Genomic DNA, 14,275 nt, shown 5'->3' on the forward strand with positions numbered 1-14,275 from the left:
TTGTCAACGATCCGGTTATCGCCATGATTGAAGTAACCAACGAGAATTCCCTGTTTCGCATGTGGCGGGATGGAAAATTGAAGCACTTTTCGCAGGGTGGAGACTTGACCCTACGCCACGTTCGAATGCTGGACAGCTTGTGGCAGACCTTTCTTATTAATAAATATGGAACTACGGAGAATCTGCGTGCAGCCTGGAATGCCGGAAGTCGTTCGGCGGGGACGAAGGATTACATTTACGACGGAGGATTTGAAAAGGACCCTACACTCAGCCACTGGCAACTCGAGCTGCACAATTCGGCCCGGGGACGGATGGGGGTGGACACAGCCAATCCCTTTGAGGGGCTTCTTTCCGCAAAAGTGTCCGTAACGCAATCGAACGGTATCAACTGGCACATTCAATGGAAGCAGACAGGGTTGAGTCTTAAAAAGGATTCTCTCTACACCGTCTCGTTTGCCGCCCGCGCCAAGACAAGCAGAAAGATCACCGTGGCCGTTATGAAAGATGTGAGCCCCTGGACAGCCTATTTGGTGGCCACGATTCAGCTCACCTCCAATTGGAAAACCTTTGTTTTGAGCTTTCGCTCGTCGGAGGAGTGTGTGGGGAACGTTCGGCTTTCCTTTGAGCTGGGCGCGGCAACAGGAACCACCTGGTTCGATGAAATTCACATGAAAACCAGCGGTGCCATTGGCCTGGCGCCGGAAGAATCTCTCGAAAACCGCACCGTTGAGCGAATCGATTACACCAGGAGTGCGGGCTACACGGACAATCGCGTTAAGGACATGACCGCCTTTTATTTGAAGCTCGAGGATGATTTTTTCGCCGACATGACTCGTTATTTGAAAAATGATTTACATGTTCGATGCCCCATTGTGGGGACGAACTGGAATGTGGGCGTCGGCGACCTCGTGGTGCAGTCCAAATTGGATTATGTGGATAATCATGCGTATTGGGATCATCCGCAGTTCCCCCACGTTCCGTGGTCGCCCACCGATTGGTTCATCAACAATCAACCCATGGTAAAGGATGAAGATGGCGGTACCATCCCGTACCTTTTTGGTGGTGTGGGGTACGTGGGCAAGCCGTTTACCGTAAGTGAGTACAACCATCCGTTTCCCAATCGATACCAGACAGAAGGGGTGCTTTTTTTAACAAGCTACGCCTCCTTTTACAACAGCGATGCCATCATGTTCTTCGATTACTCCGATGTCAGCGACGACTGGGAGACCGATAAAATTGGCGGCTATTTTAGTCTGCACAGAAACACGGCCATGATGGCGCTCATGCCATCCTGCGCCTACGCCTTTCGGGAAGGGTGGATTCAACCCTCGCGCGAGGAAATTCACCTGAATTACAGCCGGGATCAGGTATTGCTCTCACCCAAAAAGGACGCGGGAAGCTGGCAGGGCCTGTCGCTTTTCCCCCGGAAAATCGCGCTTCAGCACGCGGTGCGAAATGCGAGCTTTGACAGTCCCATACCGTTGGATCCCGGGGCGCTTCCGCCGCCGCCTCAAAATCCCTACCGTTCGGATACGGGCGAGCTCTTGTGGGACACACAGGGTATTTTTCAGGTTGAAACACCCCGCTTTATAGGCGTGACGGGCTTCCTTCAGAATTTTCCTCATTCAGCCGTGGGGGGGCTGCTGCTGGAATCGGCCAGTGATTTTGCTACTCTCACCTGGGTGTCTCTCACCGGCGACTCCCTCAGCCGCGCTCGCCGGTCATTGATTACGCTTTCCACAAAGGCTCAGAACACAGGCATGGTGTGGGATGGCATTCACACGGTTCACAACCACTGGGGCGGTCCCCCCACGCAATTAAAACCCGTGGGTGTAAAACTTTCCCTTGCCATTCAGGCAGATTCCATTCGGCTGTTTCCGCTGGACGAGCGGGGCCACCCAACGTCTTTTTTTAAAACATACTTTCCCGACGCTGAAGGGCGGTTTACGGTTCGGCTGAATCAAAACACCGATCAAACCGTTTGGTTTGGAATTGAAGCGTTGGGATTGGCTTCTCACATCGGGGAGCCGCGCGAAGCAAAAGTTCTGCCAAGAGATTTTTGGGTGTCCCAGAATTACCCGAATCCCGTTGTAACCAGGGCGCCGGGTTTCCGGGGAACCACCGTGGCCTATTTTCTCCCCAAACCCTCGGATGTTCGAATCGAGATGGTCAACATTCTGGGACAACGGATTTTTTCCAAACAGTTTCACCGGCAGAGGGAGGGGACTCATCAATTTGTGTGGCAGGGAACCGATGAAGACGGGCATCGTCTCCAGAGCGGCGTGTACTTTTTGCAGATTATTTGTCAAACGCAGCACCAGACAAAGGAAATCGTGCGGAAAATTCTTCTTTTCAATGGTCAAAAAATTGATTAAATTCAGGAGTAGGGAGGAATGAAAAAATTGCGTTTTTTGGGGTTTGCGGGTTTGGGATTTTTTTTAATCGTAACAGGGAGCTGGGGGCAATCCATTCATCGGAAATCCGTTGATGAAAAAGTGGCCGCATTGCTATCGAAGATGACCCTTGAGGAAAAAGTCGGGCAAATGACCCAGCTGAGTCTTGAGTTTGTGTCAAAGGGATTCCCTTCTCCGGAGTCGCCTCTTCAATTGGATGAGACCCGCCTGCGGGATGCCATTGTTACCCATCATATCGGTTCGATTCTGAATGTGGGAACACATGCGCACACCGTCCGGGAGTGGCACCGAATCATTACAAAAATTCAGGATGTGGCCACCCGGGAAACCCGCCTGGGCATCCCCATTCTTTACGGTATTGATGCGATTCACGGTGCCAACTACACGACAGGAGCCACCCTTTTTCCGCAAGCCCTTGGAATGGCTGCCACCTGGAATCCGGAGTTGGTTAAGAAGGATGGCCAAATTACCGCCTACGAGGTCCGCGCCTCCGGGATCCCCTGGAATTTTAATCCCGTGCTGGGTGTGGGACGACAGCCGCTCTGGCCGCGGTTGTTTGAAACCTTTGGGGAAGACCCCTATTTGGTTTCGGTGATGGGAGCGGCGTACATCAAAGGTCTGGAGGGAGACCAGAACATCATTTCCGATCGTGACAAAGTGGCCTCCTGTATGAAGCACTACCTTGGCTACAGCTTTCCGCTTTCCGGGAAGGATCGCACTCCGGCCTGGATTCCTGAGCGGATGCTCCGGGAGTATTTTCTTCCGCCGTTCCGGGCGGCCGTGCAGGCCGGAAGTCACACGCTGATGGTAAATTCATCGGAGATCAATGGAATTCCCGTGCATTCCAGCCACTTCTTGCTGACGGACGTTCTGCGGGGCGAACTGGGATTTCAGGGAATGGTGGTGTCCGATTGGCAGGATATTGAAAATCTGTACCGGCGGGAAAAGGTGGCCGCCACACAAAAAGAAGCGGTAAAAATGGCGGTTTTGGCAGGCGTGGACATGAGCATGGTGCCTCTGGATTACAGCTTTTACAATGATCTGATTGAGCTGGTCCGGGAAAATGAGGTCCCGGAGTCCCGCGTGGATGAAGCGGTTTCGAGAATCTTGAAGCTGAAATTTGAATTGGGACTCTTTGATGCTCCCTACCCGAATCCCAAGTTTGGGAAAAAATTTGCCTCGAAAGAATTTCAGCAGGTCAATCTTCAGGCGGCCCGGGAGTCGATTACCCTTCTAAAAAATGAAAAGGAATTCTTCCTCTGAAAAAGAATGCCCGCGTGTTGGTTACGGGCCCTACAGCCGATAAACTACGGGTTCTCAATGGCGGCTGGACAATTACCTGGCAGGGAAATGACGAGTCGCTTTACCCAAAGGATAAATGGACCATTTTGCAGGCCATCCAACATAAATTGGGTTCCCGTCGTGTGACATTTGTGCCGGGAGTTTCATTTGAAAAGGAAATCGACATCCCCGCTGCCGTGAAGGCGGCGCACGGTGCGGATGTGGCGATTGTTTGTCTGGGTGAGGATGCTTATTGTGAATCCGAAGGCAATATTACGAATTTAACCCTGCCGGAGGCACAGCTGAAATTGGCGGAAGCGCTGGAAAAAACAAACGTACCTGTTATTCTGGTTCTGGCGGAAGGCCGCCCGCGCATCATCAACCGAATTGCACAGGGTGCGTCCGGTATTTTGATGGCCTATCTCCCGGGATTGGAAGGAGGCCGGGCCGTTGCGGACATCTTGTTCGGAGATGTGAACCCCTCAGGGAAGTTGCCCATCACGTACCCGCGCCATACGAATGATTTTACCCTGTACGATCACAAAACCAGTGAAAATTTTGATGAAAAACACCGTTACGATCCGCAGTTTCCTTTTGGTTTCGGATTGAGCTACACGCGCTTTGCGTACTCCGGGCTGACCGTTACGCCCAAAACGGCACAAATCGGAACGCCCGTGAGGGTCTCGGTTACGGTGAAAAATGTGGGACACCGCCCTGGCAAAGAGGTTGTTCAACTGTATGTGAGCGATCTGGTGGCCTCGATTACACCCTCGGAGAAACGACTCAAGCGGTTCAAAAAAATAGCCCTTTCTCCGGGTGAAAGCAAAACAGTCTCGTTTACACTCCATAAAGCCGATTTTGTTTTCTGGGGACGGGACAACAAACCCGTTGTTGAACCGGGTGTGTTCAGGGTTTCCATCGGCGGACGGAATCGGGAGTTCACGACGCTGAAAGAATGAATGAAATCGGAATGAAAACCAGGTAGCCGCACCCTTTTAGGGTGCGTTGGGTTTGGTGCAAATTGGGAGGGCGGCGGCGTAAAGCCTGCGGCTACGGGGTGGGTCTGTTCGGGTATTATTAAATGGATAATAGATAATTATTAAAATGATAAGATCATTTGAAATAATTAGACTGACATTAACGTAACCTCTTGATAATAAATGAAACTGTTTTAAATCAGCGGCTGGTACGCTTCTTGCAATTTAATGTTTATTTGAATCAGTGGGTTTGGCGGTACTGAAATCGACTGTTTCTTTGTGTCCGTTTATTAAAACGGTCCTACCCCTGTCGCAGGCGCTTGGAACCCTGAAGGCCGAATGGGTGCCGGGAGTTTTGGGAGATTTTAATCCGAAAGGAAGAATTCGGGTTTCAAGAAGATAAAAAAAACGGTAAGGAGGTGAGACGGGAGTTTACTGGATGATTGGTTAAGAATTTAAGCAGGGGAACTGAAGATAAAGGAATTACAGCAACAGACATTCCAAAGTGGAGGAGGTTGTTATGAAAAAATTATTACCATTACTTGTGATTGTGTTATTTCTTGTTCCGGTAATGGGGCATGCCCAGCAAATGATTGAAAGTTTCGATCAGGCGCCGGCAGACACAAATTACTGGAACTGGTTTAATCCGGTAAACCCCAATGTGCATTTTGGGGCACACTATCAAACCAATGTCAGTGCCGATTCCCAGTACGGCTGGATCAAAGTCAGCTACGTAAACGACCCGGTCATTCAGGGCACGGGCGCCATGCAGGTGGATTACAGCGTCCACAACACAGAAAGTTGGGGCGGATACACCAAATTGGAGCACTGGAACCCCGATTCAAATGCGGTGTACGACTGGTCGGCTTACGATTCGATTTCGTTCTGGTATTACAACAAGGTTCCTCAATCCCTGACAGGTCGGGTAACCTTTCGCTTCGATTTACAGGAAGTAAGCAATTCTCCCAACGGAAACAAAACCTACGATGTAAATGACTGTGAATATTACTATTCCTTCCTGAATATTTTGGATGATGCTCCGGGCTGGCACAAGATCACCATGCCTCTGAAAGCGGATCCCAATTACTGGAATGGAGAAGGTTTCAATCATACGGGTTGGGCAGGTATTGCCGGCAACAACCAATTGGATCTGGATAAAATAAAGGGGTGGTCGTTTGAATTCTCGATTAGCGGCGCCGGTGAAGGTGATTATTCTCAGGGTACCATCGTATTGGATGCCCTGGAATTAAAGGGATTGAAAAAAGTGGCCCTCATATTCTTCAATGGCCGGGCGGTACCCAGCAATGTGACGCTGGACCCGGGCTGGGGAGGAGGATCTTATGAAATCACCGATGAAGAAGCCTCTGTTGCAACCACGAATTCCATTAAATGGAATACCCCTCCCAATGACTGGGCGGTGTGGGATGGATTGGTTTTCACGCTTTCTTCCCCTAAAAATCTGACAGCGAGCTGGCCGACGGATTCGCTTCATTTTATGATTAAAGCAGATGCGGGTCTTGGCCCTCTTAAAATCGTGTTGAGTGATGATGATAAAGACGGCGACGGCCCGGATCTGGAGTACGAAGCATTTTACATGCTGGAAGAAGGTGACGTGGGTTACGATGGTACCTGGAAAGAAGTAAACATTGCCCTGAAAGATTTTGATCGAAATGGTGGCGGCTGGAATGGGTCGGCCATGCAATACGATCAACTCATGGATTCCACACGGGTGTCCAAACTGAAAATTCTGATTGCGAGCACCGCCGCTGTGGGAAAGGTCGTTTATCTGGACAACATCTGGACGGATCATCCCGCAATTGATGTAATTGCTCCCGAAGCACCCACCGGTGTGGCGGGCACCCCGGGAGAGTACTACAATTTGGTCATCTGGCAGGATGTGCCGGGTGAGAGCGGCGAGGTTTATGATGTGTACGCCAGCAAAAAACCCATCACGGATATCACGTCTCCCGACGTGGATGTAGTGGCCAAGGGGGTTAATGAAGATGTGCAAACCGCTATTCACTGGCTTAATTACCCCTTAAAAGATCACGATGTAACCTATTATTACGCTGTAAGATGCCGCGATGCCGCCGGGAACATTGGTCCTCTGGCCGTTTCGTCGCAACCGACCACGAACAAGGCCAAAGGCATTGCGACCATTTCCCTGAATCCGCCGGCCAATTTTGCAGCGGACGGCGATTTTACCGAATGGGAAAACAGCGGCATTAAGCCCTTTGTGTTGAGTCCTTCAACCGCCCACATTGGTGCGGGTTCGTTTACGGATGACAATGACCTGACGGCCACGGTTTACATGGCGGCAGACGCCACGTACCTGTATTTTGCCGTCGATGCCATTGATGACGTCTTCAGCTTCGACCCGGCCGGCAACTGGTGGGAAGATGACGCGGTGGAATTGTTTATCGGATTGTACGATTGGCGCGGCCCGAAGCACAATTCCTATGAGCGCGGCAATGAGCCTGATTACCAGCTTCTGATTCGCGTGGATGGTCTGTACAATGGGCGGAATGGAAATGCCATGATTTACTCGCCGGATTCAACGAATTATTATTTTGAAGGCCTGGGTGTTTCCGACTACGCCATTGAAACCAAAATCCCATGGACGAGCATTGCCTTTGGCGATGACAAGGTGTTTACACCGGTGCGCGGCATGCGGATTCCTCTGGATATTTACATTCACGATTCCGATCAGACCAATGTCAGCGATGGAACCCTTTCCACGTCGCCGTTTGATAACGACAATTCCTGGCAATCGCCTGAACATTGGTCTTACACCTGGATCGGTGACACCACTGAGGTGGCCACAGCCGTTCACGAAAATGGCAAGGGCCGGGTGGTTATGACCTACGAATTGGGACAAAATTACCCGAATCCGTTTAATCCGACCACAACCATTGAGTATTCTCTGGCCAAATCCGGTCTGGTAACTCTGGATATTTACAACACATTAGGCCAGAAGGTGAAATCGCTGGTGAACGGAAGGCAAGCAGCCGGCCGACATTTTGTCCATGTGGCGGCTCAGGATCTGCCTTCTGGAATCTATTTCTACCAGATCAAGGCGGGACATTTCTCGCAGATCAAAAAAATGATTTTGATGAAATAATCCGGCATGGCGTTTTCATGAAGAAAGGGTGAAACGGCGTACCGGTTTCACCTTTTCTTCATTTTTAATTTTAAAGGAATAGGTTATGTTGAGAGCAAAAACAGGTGTGATTTTTGCATTTCTTACAGTTTCTCTTGTTTTTCTGTGGATGAATCCCCTTGTGGCGCAGACAACCGGAAAAATTGTCGGCCGGGTAGTGGATCAACAAAACGGGCAGCCCCTGCCGGGGGCCAATGTGTTGGTGGAAGGGACGACCCGGGGAGCGGCAGCAGACACAAAGGGAAATTTTTTCATCATCAATCTGCCGCCGGGCGTGTACACATTGCGGGTACAAATGCTGGGTTACGAGACGGTTCGGGTGGAAAAGCTGCGGGTCTCGGTTAATCGGACCACAAACGTGACCGTGAAAATGAAACCCACTGTGATCAAAGGACAGGTGGTTGTGGTGGAAGCCCCCAAAGTCGCCATAAAAAAAGATCAAACCAGTTCTGTGAGAAATGTCTCATCAGACGAGATTAAAGTGCTTCCGGTGGAAAATGTGTCCGGTGTCATCGGCATGCAGGCGGGGGTGGTACAGGGCCATTTCCGGGGCGGACGACTGGGAGAAGTCGCCTACATGGTAGACGGGGTGCAGGTGACCAACACCTTCAGCGGAACAGGCCGTTCCGTTGACCTGGAACCCGATGCCATAAAAGACCTGGAGGTAATTACCGGTACCTTCAATGCCGAATATGGCAAGGCGATGAGTGGAGTGGTGAATCTTGTTACAAAGGAAGGGGGTAAAAAATTCCACGGTGCGGTATCGGCTTCTCTGGCCAATTATTTCACGCAGCACAAGGACATTTTTATTGGATTAAAGGATTCCGAACTGGATCGAAATCAGGACTACAAAATTCGGTTGAGCGGTCCGATCTGGAAAAATCGAATAACCTTTTTTACAAATGCCCGCGTGCAGGACAACAAAAACTACCTGAACGGCATTCGTCGGTTTCATGTTTGGGATTACAGCTATTTTTCTTCCAATGATTCCACACAATGGTATTCCGAGCACACAGGAGACAATGCCTATGTGCCCATGAATCGAACCCAAAATAAATCGTTTTTTGGAAAAATCACGGCGAAGCCCTTTGCGAATTTTAAGACGTCTTTGCTCTACACATACAATAAAGACAACTGGCACACGTACAACCACGAGTTTAAGTACGATCCCGACGGTATGGGAAGCACGCATCGCCAGTCGCACATGATTTCGTTTCACATTAATCACATGTTATCCCCCAGGATGTTCTACGAACTGAAATTGTCGTCGATTTATGACTACACGGGCTGGTACGTTTTCAAGAATCCCTTTGATCCCCGTTACGTGAACGACCGGTTTCTGGTCAATGACGGGCCGGGATTTTACACCGGCGGACAACAAAAGAATCACACGGAAACGGTGCTTGATGATAAAAATGCCAAACTGGATTTGACCTGGCAAGTAACCCAACACCACAGCCTGAAAACGGGCGTTTCCTACGTCCATCACGATCTGGATCACAAATGGTTTCAAATTCGGAATTATTACGCAGGAACCGATTCCGAAACGGTGGCGTACAAACCTGTTATTTTCCCGGACTCTTCCATTTACACGGATATTTATCACCACACGCCTTATGAATTTTCATCCTACATCCAGGATAAGATGGAATTCCAGGAAATGGTTATTAATATCGGGGTGCGCCTGGATTATTTCAATCCGAATTCCGTTTATCCTTCCCAGCGGCGGAACCCGGCCAATCGGCTTCGATTTCCAAACGATCCGTCGCGGATGTCCAAATATTTGAAAGCGGATCCCAAGTGGCAGGTCAGTCCGCGTTTTGGACTTTCCTACCAACTGGGAAAGGCGGCCCTCCTGCATTTTAGCTACGGCCATTTTTTCCAGATGCCTCCCATGTACGCGATGTACCAGAATCATTCGTTTCGGGTTGCCCCGACCAATTACACAACGGTCATGGGAAATGCTCAAATTCACGCCCAGAAAACCGTTCAATATGAAGTGGGCCTCTGGCAGGAATTGGCCCGGAATATGGGTTTGGAAGTGACGCTCTTTTACCGGGATATTTATGATTTGCTCACGGCCCGGATCATTACGACGTATAATCAAATCAAATACGGACTTTACGATAATAAAGATTACGGCAATGCGCGGGGATTGGAAATCAAATACGATTACCGGCAGGGGCCACTGGCTGTTTACCTGAATTACACGCTTCAGTACACGCGTGGAAATGCGGACAATCCGACCCAGACCTTCACCCGGGCCGGAAACAGCATGGATCCGGTGCCCATTCTCATCCCGATGAGCTGGGATCAGCGGCACACCCTCAATGTGACGGTGGGATATAACACACAAAATTACGGTGCTACCGTAACGGCTTACTACAATTCCGGAACGCCCTACACCTGGACCCCCATTCCGGAGAATCCCCTCTCCAAGGTGAATCTGTATCCTAACAATGCCTGGAAACCCAGCACGTACAACGTGGACCTGAACAGTTTTTACACCATAAAACTTCGCGGAAATCTTCAGGGACAGATCAGTCTCCATGTGTACAATTTGCTGGATCGGCTGAACGAAGTGTGGGTGAACAATCAAACGGGGCGGGCCTACACGGCCATTGTCCGCCAGCAGGATATTTTAAGGCACCGAAGCAACTTTAACACCTATATGGATCGGGTGCACAATCCGGCCATGTTTTCGGCACCGCGTTTGGTGAAGCTTGGTTTTGGAATTCTTTTTTAGCCGGTAGGAGGACCTGACAAACGAAATTCAGGACAGTGAATCGAGGGAAGTAAAAGATGAAGAAATATGTGTACATTTTAATGGGTCTGTTTTTGGCGATTGGGTGTGTTACGCCTCTGTTTTCTCAGGGGCGAGTGTATCAGGGACCGGAGGATCCCGCCGGAGATATTGCGGCCATTCGGGCCGGCTATATGAACGGTAACCGGATTCTACTCTATTTTCAGAATACAACCGAACTTTCTCACTGGCCTGAAATCAATACGTCAAAATGGCCTAATAATTATCAGGGGGTTCGCATGCTGGACGGTGTGGCCCTGATGGTAGGGGCACGGGTGTTTATTGAAAAAACAGGCGCTGCTGTGGATACCATTCCGGTAACCGACCCGGTGAAAATCCGGTTTCTGGCGGCACAGGGGAAAATCGATACACTTTACTTTCTGCAAACCCAGTACCGGGAAGAAATGGACACCGATCCCACCGGAACTATCAAATGGGGCTTTTACCCGGTTTTTGGTTATTTCAATGAAACAAGCGATTATCCCGCCATGAGCAATTTACCCGGCTCCTGGCCCCCCGAAGGATGGCCTGCCCGGGGCAGAAGCCTGAAATGGCCGGGTGAATGGGACGGCCGCTTTGGGCGCGGTGTGATCTACGCCGACCTGGAAACCTATTTTGTGGTGAACGATGCCCAGGATCAGGAATACCTGGGCCCCGAAGACCGCGCAAGGTACTACCCCCGGCCGGGTGTGAAAATCGGCGATCTCCGGCCTCAGGTGACCATCCAGAAAGGCGACCCCTGGGGTGGTCTGGGTATTCGTGTGCAGACCAGGGGGTTTCAGTGGAACAACCCTCAGGCCCGCGATGCCCTGTTTTGGGAATACACCATTGCCAATATTTCCGATTACGATCTCCCCGATGTGGCATTCGGGTATTGGGTGGATAACGGAATTGGCGGCCCCAACGATGACGACGAACTGGGGTATTTTGATACGAAAATCGATATGGCCTATTCCTGGGATATTAACGGGGTCGGTTTGGGCGGACTGCCCACCGGTACGATGGGGTTTGCCTATCTGGAAAGCCCCGGAAGCCCATACGATGGAATCGACAATGATCAGGACGGCCTCATCGATGAGAAAAGAGACAATTTAGCGACCAAAAAGATCGGCCCGGAAGAGGGTATTGCCAATCTGCAGGATTTTCTGGATTTTTATCATCTCAAAAAGGAAGATCTGCACGAACACTGGGATGCCGACGAAGATCAGGATTGGGAAGATGGAAACGATCTCAACGGCGATGGCATCTACGAGTCCAATGAAAATGCAGGTGACGACGTGGGACTGGACGGTGTGGGGCCGACGGAATTGAATTACAAGGGACCCGACCAGGGTGAATGCAATCATAAGCCCGATTACGTAGAGGGTGTGGGCTGCGAACCGAATTTCGATGAAACCGATGTCTCCGAAAGTGACATGATTGGCTTAACCTCTTTCATGATGTTTCCCGTACAGCCGCACGCTCCGCCCTACACCAAGTGGTTCCGAAACGACAAATCCATGTGGGAGGTGATTGGGGAGGATCATCTGGTAGAGTACAGCGGGAAGATTTCAAATTTGATTGAAACCTTTGCCACCGGTCCGTTTCCGCTTCACAAGGGACTGACGGAACGTATTTCCATGTCGGAATTGCATTCGTACGATCCGTTGGAAGGATTGAATTCGGATACGCATTCCGCCCCGGCGCTGTACCGCCAAAAAAACATTGTACAGGTCATTTACGAAAAGGATTATCGATTCGCCCAGCCGCCGAAAATGCCCACGCTTAAAGCCACGGCGGGCGACGGCGTAGTTATTCTGACCTGGGATAATATTGCGGATACCAAAACCCGCGATCCCTTTTTGGGCAATGTGAATGATTTTGAAGGGTACAAGTTGTTCAAGGCAACGGACAAGAAAATGTCCGATGCGGAAGTGATTACCGATGGGTACGGTACCCCGATGTTCAAAAAGCCCATTTTCCAGTGTGATAAAGTGGACGGGAAAAGCGGATTCACCAACTACGGCCTGGTTAACGGGATGGGCTACAATCTGGGAAATGAAACCGGAATCGTTCACCATTTTATCGATCACAATGTGGAAAATGGCCGCACCTATTACTACGCGATTGTGGCCTACGATTCGGGGGCCTCTACCATCGGCCCCGGCATTGCGCCTTCCGAAAATAAAATCATAATTGATCTGGATGAAGACGAAAATGTGCGGGCTGTGGGACCCAATGTGCAGATTGTTACACCCCATCAATTGGCTGCCGGGTACGTTCCGCCCTCCGTTTCCCTGTCCGATTCCAATCAAACCGTGGGAACGGCAACCATCGCCCCGGAAATTCTGGCCAAAAACAGTCTGCAAGAAGGGCATACCTACAAGGTTAAATTCAGCGTGGACACCCTTCGAACCGTTCCCTATTACACGCACGGGCTGTGGTACGTGAATAACGGATTTTTTATTTACGATATTTCCAACCACAATGCCCTTGTTTACAAAGAAACCCCGGAGCAGTACGCCTACCACAATCTGGTGTATCACGATACGCTGGGAGGATTTTGGAGTTTGAAAACCGGCAGCGAAATCTCAACGGACATTTTTGACGGCATGCTGCTGCGAATTGACGGGATGGTGGAGGAGCCCCAATTCGATTCCGAAAAATCGGGGTGGCTGGTTGGAAATTCTCCGATCAGTATTATTCCCACAAGCGAGGAATCCCGATATCTGCCGTGGGATTACGACATCATCTTCACGGGAATGGATTCGGCTTACGTGGGACGGGTTAATTCCCGCTCCATTCACGACGAAACGGGCAGGCGCATCCCGAGAACCCAAATTCTGAATCACCAGGCCTTTAGTTTTTACGTGTTAAATAAATCATTTAAGGATTCCCTGGGGCATTACGAAATGATGGATTTAATGGCTCAGGACATGAATGAGGACGGCCGGTTTGAGATGTTGAAGGATCGCGTGTTAGTGGGTCCTGTAAACGATAAAAACGGCTGGGCGGGCACCGCTTTTATCATTGATTTCAGAAGCGCCCTGGATAGCACGGAACTGCCCAAACCCAATGATGTGTACCATGTGACATTTAAGCGCCCCTTCCTTGAAACGGATTCGCTGTTGTTTACGGTTCAACCCGCCGGCAAGTTGAATTCGGCCGACTTAAAAAGCACCATGCAGAAAATCAAGGTGGTGCCCAATCCGTACGTGGCGACCAATGCCATGGAACCGGCTGTTTCCAATTATTTTCTGAATCAGCGGCGGCGGCTTTTGTTTACCCATTTGCCGGCGCAATGTACCATTAAAATCTTTACGATGAGCGGAGTGCTGGTGCGGGAAATTGATGTCAACAACCCGGCAGATGACGGCATTGCCACTTGGAATCTGCGATCCCGCGAGGGGCTGGAAGTGGCGGCCGGTATGTACATTTTTTACGTAAAGGCCAAAGCCACGGGTGATGAAAAAATGGGAAAATTTGCCATTATAAAATAGAGGGTTTTTATTTAAAAAAAGTAGTTTCCCACGAATTTCACGAATTATCACAAGTTGATTTTATTGAAATTGAATTCGTGCGATGTGTGTCATTCGTGGCCTTTGGAATAAACACAATAGATTTTTGTTGGAACCGAATATTTTTCGAACGACAACCATTT

The 14,275-nt window shown here is 50.0% G+C and carries 5 protein-coding genes and 1 pseudogene; all 6 read left to right on the plus strand.

What is annotated here, in order from left to right; translation table 11 throughout:
* The coding region (locus GXO76_05985; protein ID NOY77404.1) for a T9SS type A sorting domain-containing protein at positions 1-2,375 on the plus strand (2,375 nt) is incomplete at its 5' end.
* An 18-nt stretch (positions 2,376-2,393) separates the two neighbouring features.
* A pseudogene (locus tag GXO76_05990) lies at positions 2,394-4,654 on the plus strand (beta-glucosidase).
* A gap of 262 nt (positions 4,655-4,916) precedes the next feature.
* Positions 4,917-5,075, plus strand: coding sequence for a hypothetical protein (locus tag GXO76_05995; protein ID NOY77405.1), 159 nt, complete (start codon positions 4,917-4,919; stop codon positions 5,073-5,075).
* A gap of 117 nt (positions 5,076-5,192) precedes the next feature.
* Positions 5,193-7,793, plus strand: a complete 2,601-nt coding sequence (locus GXO76_06000) for a T9SS type A sorting domain-containing protein (GenBank protein NOY77406.1) — start codon at positions 5,193-5,195, stop codon at positions 7,791-7,793.
* Between the two features lie 85 nt (positions 7,794-7,878).
* The gene (locus GXO76_06005) at positions 7,879-10,578 is read left to right on the plus strand and encodes a TonB-dependent receptor (GenBank protein ID NOY77407.1); all 2,700 of its coding nucleotides are present in this window, start codon (positions 7,879-7,881) and stop codon (positions 10,576-10,578) included.
* Positions 10,579-10,634: 56 nt separating this feature from the next.
* Complete coding sequence (locus GXO76_06010; GenBank protein NOY77408.1) at positions 10,635-14,114, plus strand: hypothetical protein; 3,480 nt, start codon at positions 10,635-10,637, stop codon at positions 14,112-14,114.
* Positions 14,115-14,275: the final 161 nt, after the last annotated feature.

This window comes from Calditrichota bacterium (genome assembly GCA_013151735.1).
GTDB lineage: Bacteria > Zhuqueibacterota > JdFR-76 > JdFR-76 > BMS3Abin05 > BMS3Abin05.

Coding starts and splice junctions, on each gene's coding strand:
- GXO76_06005 (NOY77407.1), top strand. CDS start 7,879: ATGTTGAGAGCAAAAACAGGTGTGATTTTTGCATTTCTTACAGTTTCT.
- GXO76_06000 (NOY77406.1), top strand. CDS start 5,193: ATGAAAAAATTATTACCATTACTTGTGATTGTGTTATTTCTTGTTCCG.
- GXO76_06010 (NOY77408.1), top strand. CDS start 10,635: ATGAAGAAATATGTGTACATTTTAATGGGTCTGTTTTTGGCGATTGGG.